Annotated in this window: 19 protein-coding genes and 1 tRNA gene; 16 read left to right on the top strand and 4 right to left on the bottom strand. The window is 69.1% G+C overall.

What is annotated here, in order from left to right; genetic code table 11:
- The first annotated feature begins 4 nt into the window (after positions 1-4).
- Positions 5-982 carry an alpha/beta hydrolase gene (locus tag M6I34_RS16205; RefSeq protein ID WP_272486847.1) on the top strand — a complete coding sequence of 326 codons (978 nt, stop codon included), beginning with the start codon at positions 5-7 and terminating at the stop codon, positions 980-982.
- Between the two features lie 4 nt (positions 983-986).
- Here the strand turns inward: M6I34_RS16205 and M6I34_RS16200 are convergent, their stop codons facing one another.
- The 4 genes from M6I34_RS16200 to M6I34_RS16185 are packed head-to-tail and all read right to left on the bottom strand — an operon-like array spanning position 987 to position 3,518.
- Positions 987-1,472, bottom strand: a complete 486-nt coding sequence (locus tag M6I34_RS16200) for an RDD family protein (RefSeq protein WP_272486846.1) — start codon at positions 1,470-1,472, stop codon at positions 987-989.
- Positions 1,472-2,467 carry a DUF3106 domain-containing protein gene (locus M6I34_RS16195; protein WP_272486845.1) on the bottom strand — a complete coding sequence of 332 codons (996 nt, stop codon included), beginning with the start codon at positions 2,465-2,467 and terminating at the stop codon, positions 1,472-1,474. The genes M6I34_RS16200 and M6I34_RS16195 overlap by 1 nt, the downstream gene beginning before the upstream one ends.
- A gap of 2 nt (positions 2,468-2,469) precedes the next feature.
- Positions 2,470-2,952, bottom strand: coding sequence for a DUF3619 family protein (locus M6I34_RS16190; RefSeq protein ID WP_272486844.1), 483 nt, complete (start codon positions 2,950-2,952; stop codon positions 2,470-2,472).
- A complete protein-coding gene (locus M6I34_RS16185) occupies positions 2,949-3,518 on the bottom strand; it encodes an RNA polymerase sigma factor (RefSeq protein WP_272486843.1) in 570 nt (189 codons plus the stop codon). The genes M6I34_RS16190 and M6I34_RS16185 overlap by 4 nt, the downstream gene beginning before the upstream one ends.
- A 430-nt stretch (positions 3,519-3,948) precedes the next feature.
- On the opposite strand from M6I34_RS16185, the gene M6I34_RS16180 reads away from it, so the two are divergent.
- From M6I34_RS16180 to nuoG, 15 genes are all read left to right on the top strand, one after another.
- Positions 3,949-5,670: an acetolactate synthase 3 catalytic subunit gene (locus tag M6I34_RS16180; protein WP_272486842.1), complete on the top strand. Its 1,722-nt coding sequence runs from the start codon at positions 3,949-3,951 to the stop codon at positions 5,668-5,670.
- An 11-nt stretch (positions 5,671-5,681) separates the two neighbouring features.
- Positions 5,682-6,173, top strand: coding sequence for an acetolactate synthase small subunit (gene ilvN, locus M6I34_RS16175; protein WP_272486841.1), 492 nt, complete (start codon positions 5,682-5,684; stop codon positions 6,171-6,173).
- Between the two features lie 29 nt (positions 6,174-6,202).
- Complete coding sequence (ilvC, locus tag M6I34_RS16170; RefSeq protein ID WP_272486840.1) at positions 6,203-7,219, top strand: ketol-acid reductoisomerase; 1,017 nt, start codon at positions 6,203-6,205, stop codon at positions 7,217-7,219.
- Between the two features lie 192 nt (positions 7,220-7,411).
- Positions 7,412-8,068, top strand: a complete 657-nt coding sequence (locus tag M6I34_RS16165; RefSeq protein ID WP_272486839.1) for a phosphatidylserine decarboxylase — start codon at positions 7,412-7,414, stop codon at positions 8,066-8,068.
- 11 nt (positions 8,069-8,079) lie between these two features.
- Positions 8,080-8,949, top strand: a complete 870-nt coding sequence (gene pssA / locus M6I34_RS16160; protein WP_272486838.1) for a CDP-diacylglycerol--serine O-phosphatidyltransferase — start codon at positions 8,080-8,082, stop codon at positions 8,947-8,949.
- Between the two features lie 77 nt (positions 8,950-9,026).
- On the top strand, positions 9,027-9,797 hold the full coding sequence (gene tpiA / locus M6I34_RS16155; RefSeq protein WP_272486837.1) for a triose-phosphate isomerase: 771 nt from the start codon (positions 9,027-9,029) through the stop codon (positions 9,795-9,797).
- Positions 9,798-9,851: 54 nt separating this feature from the next.
- Positions 9,852-10,238, top strand: a complete 387-nt coding sequence (secG, locus tag M6I34_RS16150; protein WP_272486836.1) for a preprotein translocase subunit SecG — start codon at positions 9,852-9,854, stop codon at positions 10,236-10,238.
- A gap of 165 nt (positions 10,239-10,403) precedes the next feature.
- Positions 10,404-10,488, top strand: a tRNA-Leu gene (locus M6I34_RS16145).
- Between the two features lie 223 nt (positions 10,489-10,711).
- Positions 10,712-11,071 carry an NADH-quinone oxidoreductase subunit A gene (locus M6I34_RS16140; protein ID WP_272486835.1) on the top strand — a complete coding sequence of 120 codons (360 nt, stop codon included), beginning with the start codon at positions 10,712-10,714 and terminating at the stop codon, positions 11,069-11,071.
- Between the two features lie 37 nt (positions 11,072-11,108).
- Entirely contained in the window at positions 11,109-11,591 is a 483-nt protein-coding gene (locus M6I34_RS16135; protein WP_147703940.1) for a NuoB/complex I 20 kDa subunit family protein, read from the top strand.
- Entirely contained in the window at positions 11,588-12,184 is a 597-nt protein-coding gene (locus M6I34_RS16130) for an NADH-quinone oxidoreductase subunit C (protein ID WP_272486834.1), read from the top strand. Before M6I34_RS16135 ends, M6I34_RS16130 begins: the two co-directional genes overlap by 4 nt.
- Positions 12,185-12,186: 2 nt before the next feature.
- Positions 12,187-13,440, top strand: coding sequence for an NADH-quinone oxidoreductase subunit D (locus M6I34_RS16125; RefSeq protein WP_272486833.1), 1,254 nt, complete (start codon positions 12,187-12,189; stop codon positions 13,438-13,440).
- Positions 13,441-13,486: 46 nt separating this feature from the next.
- Positions 13,487-13,996, top strand: coding sequence for an NADH-quinone oxidoreductase subunit NuoE (gene nuoE, locus M6I34_RS16120; protein ID WP_272486832.1), 510 nt, complete (start codon positions 13,487-13,489; stop codon positions 13,994-13,996).
- A gap of 4 nt (positions 13,997-14,000) precedes the next feature.
- Positions 14,001-15,338: an NADH-quinone oxidoreductase subunit NuoF gene (gene nuoF, locus M6I34_RS16115; RefSeq protein WP_272486831.1), complete on the top strand. Its 1,338-nt coding sequence runs from the start codon at positions 14,001-14,003 to the stop codon at positions 15,336-15,338.
- Positions 15,339-15,384: 46 nt separating this feature from the next.
- Positions 15,385-17,754: an NADH-quinone oxidoreductase subunit NuoG gene (nuoG, locus tag M6I34_RS16110; RefSeq protein WP_272486830.1), complete on the top strand. Its 2,370-nt coding sequence runs from the start codon at positions 15,385-15,387 to the stop codon at positions 17,752-17,754.
- Positions 17,755-17,793: the final 39 nt, after the last annotated feature.

Below are 17,793 nucleotides of genomic sequence, written 5' to 3'. Positions count from 1 at the left end.
TTCGATGACCGATACCCTGCACCCCCAGTCCGCCGCGCTGCTCGCCCGGCTGCCCGCCCCGCCGAAGGCGTTCACCCCGGAGGGCGCGCGCGCCGGCCACGAAGCCATGACCCAGTGGGTCTGCGGCCCGAAGCCCGAGGTGGCCGAGGTCGCCGACCTGGTCGTGCCGGCGGGCCTGTACGCGGGCCTGCGCTCGCCGCGGGGCGAGGCTTTCGATGCCGCCGGCTGCCCCGCGATCCCGCTGCGCCGCTTCGTGCCCCGGCCCGGCGCCGATCGCGCGATCGTCTACCTGCACGGCGGCGGCTGGGTACAGGGCACGCTCGACACCTACGACACGCTGTGCCGCCAGCTGGCTCTGGCCTGCGACGCGCAGGTCTTCTCGGTCGGCTACCGGCTGTCTCCCGAATCCCGCTTCCCGGGCGCCATCGTCGACTCGGTGCGCGCGCTGCGCTTCGTGTGCGACGAGGCCGCGCGCTTCGGCGTCGACCCCGCGAAGATCGTCGTGTCGGGCGACAGCGCCGGCGGGCACCTCGCGGTCACCGCCGCGCGCTGGCTGAAGGCCGCCGGCCTGCCGCTTCCGGCCGGCATGGCGCTGGTCTATCCGGTCGCCGACCGCCGGCTCGACAGCGGCTCGGTGAAGGCTTTCGGCGAAGGCTTCTACCTGTCGCGCGCGCAGATGGCCTGGTACTGGGAGCAGTTCCTGGGCGACACCGCGATCGAGCCCACGCATCCCGACCTCTCGCCGGCGCTGGCTGGCGACCTGGCGGGCCTGCCGCCCTCGCTGGTGATCACCGCCGGGTGCGACATCCTGCGCGACGAGGGTGAGGCGCTCGCGAAGCGGCTCACCGAGCAGGGCGCGCCCGCCGAGGTGCTGCGCATGCCCGGCATGCTGCACGGCTTCATCCGCTTCGGCGCGGTGATCGACGACGCCGCAAGCGCGGTTGCCGCGATCTCGGACGCCACCCGTCGCTGGTGCGCCTGAATCCTCAGACGTCCACCGACTTCATCCCCGCGTCCGGCGCCCGCTTGACCAGCCGGGTGCCGGCGATCACGTCGTACAGCGCCCGGCGGTCGCGATCGACCAGCGTCCAGGCGAAGGGCAGCAGCACCAGCAGGTAAAGCCAGCCCGCCAGGTAGTGGCCGGCCGCCAGCGCGCCCACCCACAGCCCGACGGCGGCGGCGAAGCGCGCGAACGCGCGGCCGTAGCCGAGCGGCCCGTCGTCTCGCGTGACGACCTGCAGCGACAGCGTCTTCATCGGCAGCGAGCGGCGGCCGTGCGCCCAGAAGAAGCAGAAGTAGGCGGCCAGCACCAGCAGGGTGAACACCTGGAACGCGGTGCGCAGCGGCCCCGGGTGGCCGCGGAACTGGGTAAGCGCCGAGAACGCGTAGTCGGCGAACCAGAGCACCCCGAACAGGACGATCGATTCGTAGACGATGCCCATCAGCCGGCGCCAGGGATCGGCAGCCGGCATCAGTTCGCGTGCCCGGGTCCGGGCAAGGCGGGCGCCAGCGGTTGCGCGGCCTCCTTGGCCAGGCCGGTGCGGGCGCCGGCGTGGCGGGCCGCGGTGTTGCTGGTCCAGCCGCTGGCGCGCAGCACCTGCTGCTGCTCCGGCGTCATCTGCGTGTAGCGCTCCCACAGCGCCTTGCGCTCGTCGGGCGGCAACTGCCGGGCCATCCGGTAGTTGCGCAACGCGAGCCGCTGCTGCGCGGGCGTCAGCGCCGCCCACTCGGCGATCCGCTCGCGGGCGCGCGCCTGGCTCTCGGCCGACATCCTGGGAATTCGGTCGGCGAGCGTCTGCCAGCGGCGCTTCTCGGCTGCCGGCCAGTCGTTCCACTGCGCCTCGAACGGGGCGAGCACCTGCCGCTGCGATGCGGAGAGGTCGCTCCAGAGTGGGCGGGAGGCGGGAGAGGCCGACAGGCCGCGCCGCAGCGTCCGCTCGGCGGGCCGCGCGACCGGTTGGGGCTCCACGTACTCGGTCGGGCCGTTCGCGTGGGCCGGCGCGGGCTCCTCGGTCGACTCGGCAGCCTGGGCGGGCTCGCCGTCCCCGGAGTCCTTTGCGGCCGCCGAGGCTTCGCCCTCCGCGGCCGGCTCCGCAGCCAGCGCGGGCTCGCCTGCTTCGGGCGGCTCGCTGGCCAGCGTCGGGCCGGCTTCCCCGGCCGGCTCGGCCATCTGGGCCGGATGGATCTCGCCGGACGCCTCGGCCGCCTGCGCCGGCGGCGCTTCCGCGCTCGGGGCGGCGCCGTCGGCAGCCGCGGCGCCGATTGGCGGGGCATCCCCAGAAGGGGCTGCCGCCTGCGGGGAGGCGGCGGCGTCGATCGAATCGGAGGCCTTGGCGGGCTCGGCCGCGACCGGTTCGACCGTGGGCGCCGGCTCTGCGGTTTCCGTCGCCGCCGGCGCGCCAGGCGCCGCCGCGAAGCTCCAGGCCGCCACCAGCAGGCCGATGGCGAACCGGATACTGCGTTGCACGGTCATTCGTCAGCCAGGTTCGAGTTCTTCAGGAACACGCCGAAGCCGCGGTCGGCATAGGCGGCGATCGGGACGTCGTCGGCGAGCACCGCGGCCTCGAGCTCGGCCACTTCGGCCGCGCCGCGCTCGGCCGCCAGCTCGCTGAAGGCGATCATGCCCGCCACCAGCGCGGCCACCGGGAACACGATCGCGGCGATTCGCCAGGCCAGGCAGGGCGCGCGATCGCAGGCATCGGCGTCGCGCTTGGAAAGGACCCAGCCGCCCATGGCCGCATTCCCGGCGAATCCGGGCCCGCCGGCGGTGGCCAGGCCCAGGGTCGGGACGACGGCGGCCGACGCGCGCGCGGGTTGCGTCGCACGTTCGGGCACGCGCGCCAGTGCGGCCCTGCGGGCCTGCTCGAGCCGATGAGTGACGCGCATCGGCAGACGATCGGCGGATTCGTCGAGGGCCTGTCTGATCGAAGAAATGAAGCGAGTTTCGTTCATGGGGTGATGCCTCGGGCCTTCAGAGCGGCAGCCAGTGCGTGGTTCGCCCGGGAGCAGTGCGTTTTCACGCTGCCCTCGGAGCAACCCATGATCGCCGCTGTTTCGGCAACGTCCATGTCTTCCCAGTAACGCAGCAGGAAGGCCTCGCGTTGACGCGCGGGCAGCTTGCGGATCTCCTCGTCGATGATCGCCAGGATCTGGTCGCGCTCGACATTGGCCGCGCCGTCGCGTCCCAGGCTGGTCGACGGGTCGGCCTCGAGCGACTCCAGCACGTCGCGATCGTCCTCGTCGTCCCCGTCCGAGGACAGCGAAGAGAGCAGGGTGGTCCAGAGGTTCCGGACCTTCTGCCGGCGGAAGTGATCGGTGACCGCGTTCTGCAGGATCCGCTGGAACAGCAGCGGGAGCTCGGGCGCCGGCCGGTCGGCGTACTTTTCGACCAACCGCAGCATCGCGTCCTGCACCAGGTCCAGCGCAAGCTCCTCGTCCCGCACCGCGAACACCGCCTGCCGGAAGGCGCGGCGTTCGGCCGATTCGAGAAAGTCGGACAGTTCCTGGCGGGTGGCCATCGAGTGAGGGGGATTGCGCGGCGGACGGCGTTGCGTGGGGTTTGGTCTCGCAGATGCGGGAAAGGTCCGCGCGGATGCGTTCGGTGAAAGGGATCGAGCGCGATCCTAGCAGACCCGGGGCCCTCGCCTTGACCGGCAGTGTTGCACTGCGATATCCTGCCGGGCTACCCCGAACCGCCTCCTCGATCGCTGGTGGCTTTGGCCGTCAACGAGAGGGGGCGTTGTCTTTGCAGTCGCGGCTCACCTGCCAAACCTTGCACAAGACGCGCTTGCCCCGAGCGCCTTCACGAGAGGCGTGCAAGGGCATCCGATCAATCTCGCAGGCCCCGTTCCAAGGTCTGCGTCGTGGCTCCCGGGCTCCGATCGAAGGTCGGCGCCGCGCGCCATGGCGCCGACGGGCGGGCTTCCCTGGGTCTTGAAAGGACTGAACATGGAACTCACTGGCGCGGAAATCGTGGTCCGCTGTCTGCAGGAAGAAGGGGTCGAACACCTGTTCGGCTATCCCGGCGGCGCGGTCCTCTACATCTACGACGAAATCTACAAGCAGGACAAGGTCCAGCACATCCTCGTCCGGCACGAGCAGGCTGCCGTCCACGCGGCCGATGCGTACTCCCGGTCCACCGAAAAGGTCGGCGTCTGCCTGGTCACCAGCGGCCCGGGCGTGACCAACGCTGTCACCGGCATCGCCACGGCCTACATGGACTCGATCCCGATGGTGATCCTGTCCGGACAGGTGCCCACGCACGCGATCGGCGAGGACGCCTTCCAGGAGTGCGACACGGTCGGCATCACCCGGCCCTGCGTCAAGCACAACTTCCTGGTCAAGGACGTCAAGGAGCTGGCGTCCACGATCAAGAAGGCCTTCCACATCGCCGCCAGCGGGCGGCCCGGCCCGGTCCTGGTCGACATCCCGAAGGACGTCACCCGAAACAAGTGCCGCTTCGACTACCCGGAGTCGGTGTCGATGCGCTCGTACAACCCGGTCACTCGCGGTCACCAGGGCCAGCTGAAGAAGGCGCTGGGCCTGCTGCTCGGCGCCGAGCGGCCGATGGTGTACACCGGCGGCGGCGTGATCCTCGCCAATGCGGCGCCCGAGCTGAACAAGCTGGTCGACCTGCTCGGCTACCCGGTCACCAACACGCTGATGGGGCTGGGCGGCTATCGCGCGAGCGATCCGAAGTTCGTCGGCATGCCGGGCATGCACGGCACCTACGAGGCGAACATGGCGATGCAGCACTGCGACGTGCTGATCGCGATCGGCGCGCGCTTCGACGACCGTGTCATCGGCAATCCCAAGCACTTCGCGCAGAACCCGCGCAAGATCGTCCACATCGACATCGACCCGTCGTCGATCTCCAAGCGGGTGAAGGTCGACGTGCCGATCGTCGGCGACGTGCGCGAGACCCTGGTCGAGCTGACCTCGCTGCTCGAGGAGAGCTTCGCGGCCGGCAAGAAGACCAACACCGCCGCGCTGAAGGCCTGGTGGGACCAGATCAACGAGTGGCGCAAGCGCGACTGCCTGAAGTACAAGGGCAGCGACGAGGTCATCAAGCCGCAGTTCGTCGTCGAGAAGCTCTGGGAGGTCACGAAGGGCGACGCCTTCGTCACCTCCGACGTCGGCCAGCACCAGATGTTCGCGGCCCAGTTCTACCGCTTCGACAAGCCGCGCCGCTGGATCAACTCTGGCGGCCTGGGCACGATGGGCGTGGGCCTTCCGTACGCGATGGGCGTGCTGATGGCGCACCCGGGCGCGCAGGTGGCCTGCGTCACCGGCGAGGGCTCGATCCAGATGTGCATCCAGGAGCTCTCGACCTGCAAGCAGTACGACCTGCCGGTCAAGATCGTCAACCTGAACAACCGCTACCTGGGCATGGTCCGGCAGTGGCAGCAGATCGAGTACGGCAGCCGCTACTCCCAGTCGTACATGGACGCGCTGCCCGACTTCGTCGCGCTGGCCGAGGCCTACGGCCACGTGGGCATCCGCGTCGAAAGGCCGGCCGACGTCGAGCCGGCGCTGCGCGACGCTTTCGGCAAGTACAAGGACCGGCTCGTGTTCCTCGACTTCATCACCGACCAGACCGAGAACGTCTGGCCGATGGTGCAGGGCGGCAAGGGCCTGACCGAGATGCTGCTCGGCTCGGAAGATCTCTGAGGAGCGACGACATGAGGCACATCATTTCGATCCTGCTCGAGAACGAGGCCGGCGCGCTGTCGCGGGTGGTCGGGCTGTTCTCGGCGCGCGGCTACAACATCGAGACGCTGACGGTCGCGCCCACCGAGGACAAGTCGCTGTCGCGGATGACGATCGTGACCACCGGCTCGGACGAGGTGATCGAGCAGATCACCAAGCAGCTGAACCGGCTGATCGACGTGGTCAAGGTCGTCGACCTGACCGAGAGCCCCTACAACGAGCGCGAGCTGATGCTGATCAAGGTTCGCGCCACCGGGAAGGAGCGCGACGAGATGAAACGGATGGCGGACATCTTCCGCGGCCGCATCATCGACGTCACCGACAAGACCTACACGATCGAGCTGACCGGGGACGGCGCCAAGCTCGACGCGTTCATCGACGCGCTCGACCGCGCGGCGATCCTCGAGACGGTGCGAACCGGCAGCTCGGGCATCGCCCGCGGCGAACGGGTGCTCAAAGTCTGAAACCAGTCTGGACAACAGGAGAGGCAGGAATGAAGGTTTTCTACGACAAGGACTGCGACATCAAGCTCATCAAGGGCAAGAAGGTCGCGATCATCGGTTACGGCTCGCAGGGCCACGCGCACGCGCTGAACCTGAAGGATTCGGGCGGCAAGGTCGTCGTCGGCGTTCGCAAGGGCGGCCCGTCGTGGGACAAGGTCAAGAAGGCCAAGCTCGAGGCCGCCGAGATCAAGGATGCGGTCAAGGGCGCCGACTTCGTGATGATGCTGATGCCCGACGAGCACATCGGCGCCGTCTACAAGAGCGAGATCGAGCCGAACATCAAGAAGGGCGCCACGCTGGCCTTCGCTCACGGCTTCAACGTGCACTACGGCCAGGTCGTGCCGCGCGAGGACCTCGACGTGGTCATGGTCGCGCCCAAGGCCCCGGGCCACACCGTGCGCTCCACCTACGCGGCCGGCGGCGGCGTGCCGATGCTGATCGCGATCCACCAGGACAAGTCGGGCAACGCCCGTGACCTGGCCCTGTCGTACGCCGCCGCGATCGGCGGCGGCCGCGCCGGCATCATCGAGACGAACTTCCGCGAGGAGACCGAGACCGACCTGTTCGGCGAGCAGGTCGTGCTGTGCGGCGGCACCGTCGAGCTGATCAAGGCGGGCTTCGAGACGCTGGTCGAGGCGGGCTACGCCCCCGAGATGGCCTACTTCGAGTGCCTGCACGAGCTCAAGCTGATCGTCGACCTCATCTACGAGGGCGGCATCGCGAACATGAACTACTCGATCTCGAACAACGCCGAGTTCGGCGAGTACGTGACCGGCCCGCGCATCATCAACGACGAGTCGAAGAAGGTCATGCGCGACGTGCTGCGCGACATCCAGACCGGCGAGTACGCGAAGGCCTTCATCCTCGAGAACCGCGCTGGCGCGCCCACGCTGCTGTCGCGCCGCCGCATCATGGGCGAGCACCAGATCGAGGTCGTCGGCGAGAAGCTGCGCGCGATGATGCCCTGGATCAAGGCCAACAAGCTGGTCGACAAGTCGAAGAACTGATCGACCGGTCGCGACCGGCCGGCGCTGGGGCAAACGCCCTCCCGCCCCGGCCGATCGGACAGGGTCGAGCCGACCGCCCGCCAGGGCGCCGGCGCAGCGGGGAAGGGCGCGCAAGCCCCTTCCCCGTTTTTCCTTCCCCCTTCCCCCTTCTCCCTTCTCTATACTTGGAGCCAACGCTCCAAGGCATCCCCAATGTCCCGCTACCCGCATCCGATCATCGCCCGCGAGGGCTGGCCCTTCCTGGCGATCGCCGTCGTCGTCTCCCTGGTCGTCACGATCTGGGGCGGCTGGCTCTGGGCGCTGCCCTTGTGGCTGGTCTCGCTGTTCGTGCTGCAGTTCTTCCGCGACCCGCCGCGCGAGATCCCTCAGGGCGAGCGGCTGGTGCTCGCGCCCGCCGACGGACGGGTGATCGCGATCGAGACGGTCCGCGACCCCTACGCCGATCGCCAGGCGCTGAAGATCTCGGTCTTCATGAACGTGTTCAACGTGCACTCGAACCGGTCGCCGGTCGACGGCCGGATCGACAAGGTCGAGTACTTCCCGGGCAAGTTCCTGAACGCCGACCTGGACAAGGCCTCCGAGGCCAACGAGCGCAACGCGCTGCAGATCCGCACGGCCGACGGCGCGCTGGTCGGCTGCGTGCAGGTGGCGGGCCTGGTCGCCCGTCGCATCCTCTGCTACGTGGCCGCCGGCGACACGCTGGCCCGCGGGCAGCGCTTCGGCTTCATCCGCTTCGGCTCTCGGGTCGACCTGTACCTGCCGACCGACGCGCGACCCAGGGTCGGGGTGGGCGAGAAGGTCTATGCCGCGCGCGACGTGCTGGCCGAGCTCGCGCCGGCGCAGCAATAACGAGGCAGCGAATGAACCAGGATCCGCGCGACCGCGACGACGAGGACACCCGCCGGCTGGAGTTCGACGAGCTGGCCGGCGCGCCGGGCGCTGGCTCCGAGGCGCCGGGGGCGCCGGCGGGGCTCGCGCCGCAGCGCTCGCGACGGATCTACCTGCTGCCCAACGCCTTCACCACGGCGAACCTTTTCTGCGGCTTCTACGCGATCGTGCAGGCGATGAACGGCCGCTTCGAGATCGCGGCGATCGCGATCTTCGTGGCCATGGTGCTCGACAGCCTCGACGGGCGGGTCGCCCGGCTCACCAACACCCAGAGCGCCTTCGGCGAGCAGTACGACAGCCTGTCCGACATGCTCTCGTTCGGGGCGGCGCCGGCCCTGATCGTCTACGAGTGGGCGCTGCAGCCGCTGGGCAAGTGGGGCTGGCTGGCGGCCTTCGTCTACGTGGCCGGCGCGGCGCTGCGGCTGGCCCGCTTCAACACCAACATCGGCGTCGTCGACCGGCGCTTCTTCCAGGGGCTGCCGAGCCCGGCTGCGGCGGCGCTGATCGCCGGCCTGGTCTGGATCGCCACCGACCTGCGCCAGACCCGCTGGATCGAGGCCACCGGCCGCGACCTGGCCTGGCCTGCGTTCGTGCTGACCATCTACGCCGGCATCACGATGGTCTCGAACGCGCCGTTCTACAGCTTCAAGGACATCAACCTGCGGCGCAGCGTGCCCTTCGTGTTCGTGATCGGCATCGTGCTGCTGTTCGTGCTGGTCTCGTCGGACCCGCCGATCGTCCTGTTCTTCCTGTTCCTGGCCTACGGTCTTTCGGGCTACGGGCTGTGGTTCTGGCGCTGGCGCACCGGCCGGGAGTCGCCCTGGAAGCGGCCGCGCGAATAGGCCGCTCCGGGCCCGGGGCGTTCCCGGGCCGAGGGCTGATGTAAAATCGCGGGTTTTTCACCGAACGGTCTCGACCGATGAAGTCCCGCAAGCCGCTCGTCGCCGGAAACTGGAAGATGAACGGCGACATCGTCACGAACGAGCACCTGTTCACCGCGCTGCGCTCGGCGCTCGAGCGCGCGTCGATTTCGCAGGTCGACGTGGTGATCTGCCCGCCGTTTCCCTATCTCGGACAGGCCGGCGCCTGGCTGGGCGACACGGGCATCGCGTGGGGCGCCCAGAACGTGGCCGCCGCGGCCAACGGCGCGCTGACCGGCGAGGTCTCGGTCAGCATGCTGGCCGACCTCGGCTGCGGCTGGGCGATCGTCGGTCACTCCGAACGGCGAACGCTGCTCGGCGAGACCGACGAGGTGGTCGCGCGCAAGGCCTCGATGTGCGTGGCCGGCGGCCTGGGCGTGATCGCCTGCGTCGGGGAAACCCTGGACGAGCGCGAGGCCGATGCCACCGAGGCCGTGCTGGCCCGACAGGTCGAGGCGCTGGTTCCGGCACTGCAGGGGGCCGATCCGGCCCGGGCTGTGGTCGCCTACGAGCCGGTCTGGGCGATCGGCACCGGCCGCACCGCCTCGCCGGAGATGGCCCAGCAGGCCCACGCCTTCATCCGGGCGCGGATGGCCCACGCCGGGGTGGCGGGCGCCGACGCGATCCGCATCGTCTACGGCGGCAGCGTGAAGGCCGCCAACGCGATGAGCCTGTTCTCGATGCCCGATGTCGACGGTGGCCTGATCGGCGGCGCGTCGCTGGTGGCCGACGAGTTTCTCAACATCTGCCGCGCTGCCGCCGTCGCCTGAGGGCGGGGCGATCGGCAGTCCGAATCGAACGAAATACCGACTGGAGCTGTCCGGATGACCTGGTTGAACAATTTGCTGATGATCGTGCAGGTGCTCAGCGCGCTGGGCGTCATCGTCCTGGTGCTGATGCAGCACGGCAAGGGCGCCGACATGGGCGCGGCCTTCGGCTCCGGTTCCTCCGGCAGCCTGTTCGGCGCCACCGGCTCGGCGAACTTCCTGAGCCGCACGACCGGCGTGCTGGCCACCGTGTTCTTCGTCTGCACGCTGGCGCTGGCGCTGCTGGCCAACAAGCGGCCCGAGGCGCCGACCAGCGTGATGCAGGGCGCTTCGCAGCCCGCCGCGCCGGCTGCGCCGGCCGATGTGCCGCCCGCCGGCGGCAGCGCCCCGGCCTCGGGCGCGGGTTCCGGTACGGCCGCCCCGGCGAGCGACGTGCCGAAGTGACGGGAAAGTAGTAGAATTTACGGCTGCGCTGAACGACATTCCGGATGTCCTCGATCCGGAAGCCGGGCGAGGTCCGGAACGTGCGGCGCAGTGGGGCGGTGCGGCTTGTTGAGCGAGGTCATCCTCGCGGCAATCCGAGCGGATCGCCCCGCGGTTTCTTGCAGTGCCGACGTGGTGAAATTGGTAGACACGCTATCTTGAGGGGGTAGTAGCGAAAGCTGTGCGAGTTCGAGTCTCGCCGTCGGCACCACCAACAAAGAAGAGCGGCTTCCGCACTGACGGAAGCGGCGCCGCCCGCCTCGGGTTCATGGCGGGTCGGGGCGTGAGGAGGTCGAGCGGAAAGGGTCCGCCGGGGTGAGAGCCCGAGCGGACTTTTTTCTGGCACGGACCGGACCGCCGCGACGGTTTCGCTTCGTGCTCGGCCTTTGCGGACAGAGCGGAACTGAGCGAACGACACCAACGGGAAGCGCGGCGTGAACCTCGAAAACTACCTCCCCGTCCTGCTGTTCATCCTCGTCGGCATCGCCGTGGGCGTCGGCCCGATGCTGATCGGCAAGATCCTCGGCCCCAGCCGGCCCGATCCCGAAAAGCTCTCCCCCTACGAATGCGGCTTCGAGGCCTTCGAAGACGCACGGATGAAGTTCGACGTCCGCTACTACCTGGTCGCGATCCTCTTCATCCTCTTCGACCTCGAGATCGCGTTCCTCTTCCCGTGGGCCGTTTCGCTCGACACGATCGGCTTCTTCGGGTTCGTCTCGATGATGATCTTCCTCACCGTCCTGGTCGTCGGATTCGTCTACGAATGGTCCAAGGGCGCGCTCGACTGGGAATGATCGCCCGGTCGTCCAGGCATCCGCACGGAGCGGCAAGATGAGTATCGAAGGTGTCCTGAGCCAGGGTTTCGTCACGACCCAGCTCGACAAGCTGGTGAACTGGACCCGCACCGGTTCGCTGTGGCCGATGACTTTCGGCCTGGCCTGTTGCGCGGTCGAGATGATGCACGCGGGCGCGTCCCGCTACGACCTCGACCGCTTCGGAGTGATCTTCCGGCCCAGCCCCCGCCAGTCCGACGTGATGATCGTCGCCGGCACGCTGTGCAACAAGATGGCGCCGGCCTTGCGCAAGGTCTACGACCAGATGCCCGAGCCCCGCTGGGTGATCTCGATGGGCTCCTGCGCCAACGGCGGCGGCTACTACCACTACTCGTACTCGGTGGTTCGGGGCTGCGACCGCATCGTGCCGGTCGACGTCTACGTGCCGGGCTGCCCGCCCACCGCCGAGGCCCTGATGTACGGAATCCTGCAGCTGCAGGCCAAGATCCGTCGCGAATACACGATCGCACGCCAGTCATGAACCGACTCGAACAGCTCGAGGCCAACCTGCGCGAGGTGCTCGGCGAGGCGCTGGTCTCGCTCGAGAACCGCTACGGCGAGATCACCGTCGTGGTCCGCTCGGCCGACCACGTCGAGGCCGCGCGCCGCCTGCGCGACGACCCCTCGCTTCGCTTCGACACGATGATCGACCTGTGCGGCGTCGACTGGCAGAACTGGGGCGATGGCGCCTGGGACGGCGCCCGCTTCTCGGTGGCCATGCAGCTGCTGTCGGTCGAGAAGAACTGGCGCGTGCGGGTGCAGACCTTCTGTCCCGACGACGACTTCCCGATGGTCGAGACCGTGACCGGCGTCTGGCCCTCGGCCAACTGGTACGAGCGCGAGGCCTTCGACCTGTTCGGCATCGTCTTCGAGGGCCACCCCGACCTGCGCCGAATCCTCACCGACTACGGCTTCGTCGGCCACCCGTTCCGCAAGGACTTCCCGGTCTCTGGCTATGTCGAGATGCGTTACGACCCCGAGCAGAAGCGCGTCGTCTACCAGCCCGTCACGATCGAGCCGCGCGAGATCACCCCGCGCGTGATACGCGAGGAAGGCTACGGGGCAGGGCGCTGACCATGGCAGAGATCAAGAACTACACGCTCAACTTCGGCCCCCAGCATCCGGCGGCGCACGGCGTGCTCCGGCTGGTGCTCGAGCTCGACGGCGAGGTCGTGCAGCGCGCCGACCCGCACATCGGCCTGCTGCACCGGGCCACCGAGAAGCTGGCCGAGCAGAAGACCTTCATCCAGAGCGTGCCGTACATGGACCGTCTCGACTACGTGTCGATGATGTGCAACGAGCACGCCTACGTGATGGCGATCGAGAAGCTGCTCGGCATCGAGGTGCCGGTCCGCGCGCAGTACATCCGGGTGATGTTCGACGAGATCACCCGCATCCTGAATCACCTGCTGTGGATCGGCGCCCACGGGCTCGACGTCGGCGCGATGGCGGTCTTCCTGTACGCCTTCCGCGAGCGCGAGGACCTGATGGACTGCTACGAGGCGGTGTCGGGCGCGCGCATGCACGCGGCCTACTACCGGCCGGGCGGCGTCTATCGCGACCTGCCCGACGAGATGCCGAAGTACCGCGCAACCAGGGTGCGCAACGAGGCCGCGATCCGCGAGATGAACCGCGATCGCCAGGGCTCGCTGCTCGACTTCATCGAGGCCTTCACCGAGCGCTTCCCCGGCTACGTCGACGAGTACGAGACCCTGCTCACCGACAACCGGATCTGGAAGCAGCGGCTGGTGGGCATCGGCGTGGTCGATCCCGATCGCGCCAAGGCGCTGGGCTTCACCGGCCCGATGCTGCGCGGCTCGGGCGTGCCCTGGGACCTGCGCAAGACCCAGCCCTACGAGGTCTACGACCGGCTCGACTTCGACATCCCGGTCGGCACCAACGGCGACTGCTACGACCGCTACCTGGTCCGCGTGGCCGAGATGCGCGAGAGCAACCGCATCATCCGGCAGTGCGTCGAGTGGCTGCGCGCCAACCCTGGCCCGGTGATGACCGACAGCCACAAGGTGGCGCCGCCCAGCCGCGTCGACATGAAGTCGAACATGGAAGAGCTGATCCACCACTTCAAGCTCTTCACCGAGGGCTTCCACGTGCCCGAGGGACAGGTCTACTCGGCGATCGAGCACCCGAAGGGCGAGTTCGGCATCTACCTGGTGTCCGACGGCGCGAACAAGCCCTACCGCCTGAAGATCCGCGCGCCCGGCTATGCCCACCTGCAGGGCCTCGACGAAATGTCCCGCGGCCACATGATCGCCGACGTGGTCACGATCATCGGCACGCAGGACATCGTGTTCGGCGAGATCGACCGCTGAGACGCGCCCCGGCAACGAACGCAACGCACGCAACGGACATCGAGCGATGAGCGCAGTACCGAATCCCCAACGCCTGCTCAGCGACGAGGCCTACGCGCGGATCGACCGCGAGCTGGCCAAGTACCCGGCCGACCAGCGCCAGTCGGCGGTCATGTCCGCGCTGGCGATCGCGCAGCGCGAGAAGGGCTGGGTGTCGCCCGAGGTGATCCGCGACGTCGCCGCCTACATCGGCATGCCGCCGATCGCGGTGCACGAGGTCGCGACCTTCTACAACATGTACGACACGCAGCCGGTCGGCAAGCACAAGCTGTCGGTCTGCACGAACCTGCCCTGCGCGCTGCGCGACGGCGTCAAGGCGGGCGAGTACCTGAAGGAGAAGCTCGGCATCGGCTACGGCGAGACCACGGCCGACGGCCTGTTCACGCTGAAGGAGAGCGAGTGCTTCGGCGCCTGCGCCGACTCGCCGGTGCTGCTGGTGAACAACCACCGGATGTGCAGCTTCATGAGCAACGAGAAGCTCGACGCGCTGATCGCCGAGCTCAAGGCGCAGGGGTAAGCCGATGGGAGCCAAAGACCTGCTGATCGACGCCAAGTCCCAGGAAACCTGCTTCCACGGCCGCCACGTCTCGCCGCAGATCTACGCCGGGCTCACGCACGCCGACGGCTGGCGCCTGAAGGACTACGAGGCGCGCGACGGCTACAAGGCGCTGCGCAAGATCCTGACCGAGGGCATCACGCCCGAGCAGGTGATCGCCGAGGTCAAGGCCTCGGGCCTGCGCGGCCGCGGCGGCGCGGGCTTTCCCACCGGGCTGAAGTGGAGCTTCATGCCCCGGCAGTTCCCGGGGCAGAAGTACCTGGTCTGCAACTCCGACGAGGGCGAGCCGGGCACCTTCAAGGACCGCGACATCCTGCGCTACAACCCGCACATCGTCATCGAGGGCATGTCGATCGCGGCCTACGCGATGGGCATCACGGTCGGCTACAACTACATCCACGGCGAGATCTTCGAGGCCTACGAGCGCTTCGAGGAGGCGCTCGAGGAGGCCCGCGCGGCCGGCTACCTGGGCGAGAACATCCTCGGCTCGGGCTTCTCGTTCCAGCTGCACGCGCACCACGGCTACGGCGCCTACATCTGCGGCGAGGAAACCGCGCTGCTCGAGTCGCTGGAAGGCAAGAAGGGCCAGCCGCGCTTCAAGCCGCCGTTCCCGGCCAGCTTCGGCCTGTACGGCAAGCCGACCACGATCAACAACACCGAAACCTTCGCGGCGGTGCCCTGGATCATCCGCAACGGCGGCCAGCCCTACCTCGAGGTGGGCAAGCCCAACAATGGCGGCACCAAGATCTTCTCGATCTCCGGCGACGTCGAGCGGCCGGGCAACTACGAGATCCCGCTGGGCACGCCGTTCGCGAAGCTGCTCGAGCTCGCCGGCGGCATGCGCCACGGCCGCAAGCTCAAGATGGTGATCCCGGGCGGCTCGTCGGCGCCGGTGATCCCCGGTCACATCATGATGGACACCGACATGGACTACGACTCGATCGCCAAGGCGGGGTCGATGCTCGGCTCCGGCGCGGTCATCGTGATGGACGAGACCCGCTGCGCGGTGAAGTCGCTGCTGCGCCTGTCCTATTTCTACTACGAGGAGTCCTGCGGCCAGTGCACGCCCTGCCGCGAGGGCACCGGCTGGATGTGGCGGATCGTGAACCGCATCGAGCACGGCGAGGGCACGCCGGCCGACCTCGACGAGCTGCATCGCATCGCCGACAACATCCAGGGCCGCACGATCTGCGCGCTCGGCGATGCCGCCGCGATGCCGGTGCGGGCCTTCGTCAAGAACTACCGCGACGAGTTCGCCTACCACGTCGAACACAAGACCTGCATGGTCCCGGCCTACGTCTGAGCCGGCGCCGCCCCGCAGCGAAACGCAACGAACAAACGGATACGAGATGGTCAAGCTGGAGATCGACGGCCGCGAAGTCGAGGTGCCCGAGGGCAGCATGGTGATGCATGCGGCGAACGCGCTCGACATCTTCGTGCCGCATTTCTGCTACCACAAGAAGCTCTCGATCGCGGCCAACTGCCGGATGTGCCTGGTCGAGGTCGAGAAGGCGCCCAAGCCGATGCCGGCCTGCGCCACCCCGGTCTCCAACGGCATGAAGGTCTACACGAACTCCCCGAAGGCGGTCGCCGCGCAGAAGGGCGTGATGGAGTTCCTGCTGATCAACCATCCGCTCGACTGCCCGATCTGCGACCAGGGCGGCGAGTGCCAGCTGCAGGACCTGGCCGTGGGCTACGGCGGCTCCTCGTCGAGCTACCACGAGGACAAGCGCGTCGTCTTCCACAAGTCGATGGGTCCTCTGATCTCCGCCGAGGAGATGACCCGCTGCATCCACTGCACCCGCTGCGTGCGCTTCGGCCAGGAAGTTGCCGGGATCATGGAACTCGGCATGGCCGGCCGCGGCGAGCACTCCGAGATCATGAGCTTCCTCGGCGAGTCGGTCGACTCCGAGCTGTCCGGCAACATGATCGACCTGTGCCCGGTCGGCGCGCTCACCAGCAAGCCCTTCCGCTACAGCGCCCGCACCTGGGAGCTGTCGCGTCGCAAGTCCGTCGCCGCGCACGATTCGCTCGGCTCGAACATCGTCGTGCAGGTCAAGAACAACCGGGTGATGCGCGTCGTGCCGCTCGAGAACGAGGCGGTCAACGAGTGCTGGCTCTCCGACCGCGACCGCTTCTCCTACGAAGGCCTGAACAGCGCCGATCGCCTCGCCTCGCCGATGCTCAAGCAGGACGGCCAGTGGCGCGAGGTCGACTGGCCCACCGCGCTCCAGTACGCGGCGCACGCGCTGCGCACGGTGCGCGAGCAGAAGGGCGCGGCCGCGATCGGCGCGCTCGCTTCCGGGCAGGGCACGGTCGAGGAGCTCTACCTGCTCGGGCAGCTGGTCCGCGGGCTGGGAAGCGGCAACGTCGATTTCCGGCTGCGCCAGGTCGACTTCTCGCTCGACGCCGCCCGCGCCGGCGTGCCCTGGCTGGGCATGGCGGTGGCCGAGGTCAATCGCCTCGACCGCCTGCTGCTGGTCGGCTCCTTCCTGCGCAAGGACCATCCGCTGCTGGCCGCCCGGGTGCGCGCGGCGGCCAAGGCCGGCTGCCGGCTCTCGATCGTGCATGCGGCCGACGACGACCTGCTGATGCCGGTCGCGAACAAGGCGCTGGCCGCGCCGTCGCAGTGGGCGCGCGTGCTGGCGGGCATCCTCGCGGCGCTGCCCGCGGCCGCCGCAGCGGCCGGCGGCACCATCGAGCTGCCCGAGTCCGTGGCGGCCGAGCTGAATGGCGTGCAGCCCACCGATGCCGAGCGCGCGATCGCCGCGTCGCTTGTGACGGGCGATCGCAAGGCGGTGCTGCTCGGCAACGCGGTCGCGCAGCATCCGGCGCAGGCGCAGCTGGCCCGGCTCGCGCAGGCGATCGCCGACGCAACCGGCGCGCGGCTCGGCTGGCTGGGCGAGTCGGCCAACTCGGTCGGCGGCTGGCTGGCCGGTGCGGTGCCGTCGCAAGGCGGGCTCGACGCCCGCGCGATGGTCGAGCAGCCGCGCTCGCTGTACCTGCTGATGAACGTCGAGCCCGACTACGATCACGCGATGCCGGCCGCCGCCCGCGCCGCGCTCGCATCGGCCGAGTCGGTGATCGCGCTCTCCGCGTACAAGTCCGACGAGCTGCTCGAGCTGGCCGACTGCCTGCTGCCGATCGCCCCCTTCACCGAGACCGCCGGCACCTTCGTCAGCGCCGAGGGCAGGGTGCAGTCCTTCAACGGCGTGGTCCGCCCGGCGGGCGAGGCCCGCCCCGGCTGGAAGGTGCTGCGCGTGCTGGGCAACCTGCTCGACCTGCCCGGCTTCGACCAGGACTCCGCCGACGCGGTGCGCGCGCAGGCGCTGCCGGCCGACGTGGCCGCCAGGCTCGACAACCGCGTCTCGGGCGCGATCGGATCGATCGCCGCGCCGGCCCAGGCGGGCGCGCTGGAGCGCCTGCCCGAGGTCGCGATCTACTCGGTCGACCCGATCGTGCGCCGCGCGCCCAGCCTGCAACAGACCAGCGATGCGCGTGCGCCCAAGGCCCGGGTCAGCCCGGCGACGCTGGCCGCGCTCGGCGGGCCGGCGAGCGGCGACAAGGTGCGGGTGAGCATGGCGGGTGGCGGCGACGCGCTGGTCGAGCTGGCCGTCGATCCGGCGCTGGCCGACGGCGTGCTGAGGCTGGCCAGCGGCCACGAGGCCACGGTCAGGCTGGCCGCGATGACCGGCGCGGCGCGCGTCGAGCGGGCCTGAGCGGGCGGACGAACCCTCGAGACGAAACGCGGACGAAGA

Source organism: Zeimonas sediminis (assembly GCF_023721795.1).
Taxonomy (GTDB): domain Bacteria; phylum Pseudomonadota; class Gammaproteobacteria; order Burkholderiales; family Burkholderiaceae_E; genus Zeimonas; species Zeimonas sediminis.
The sequence above is the reverse complement of the archived record's forward strand: the minus strand, read 5'-3'. Positions and strand labels throughout refer to the sequence as shown.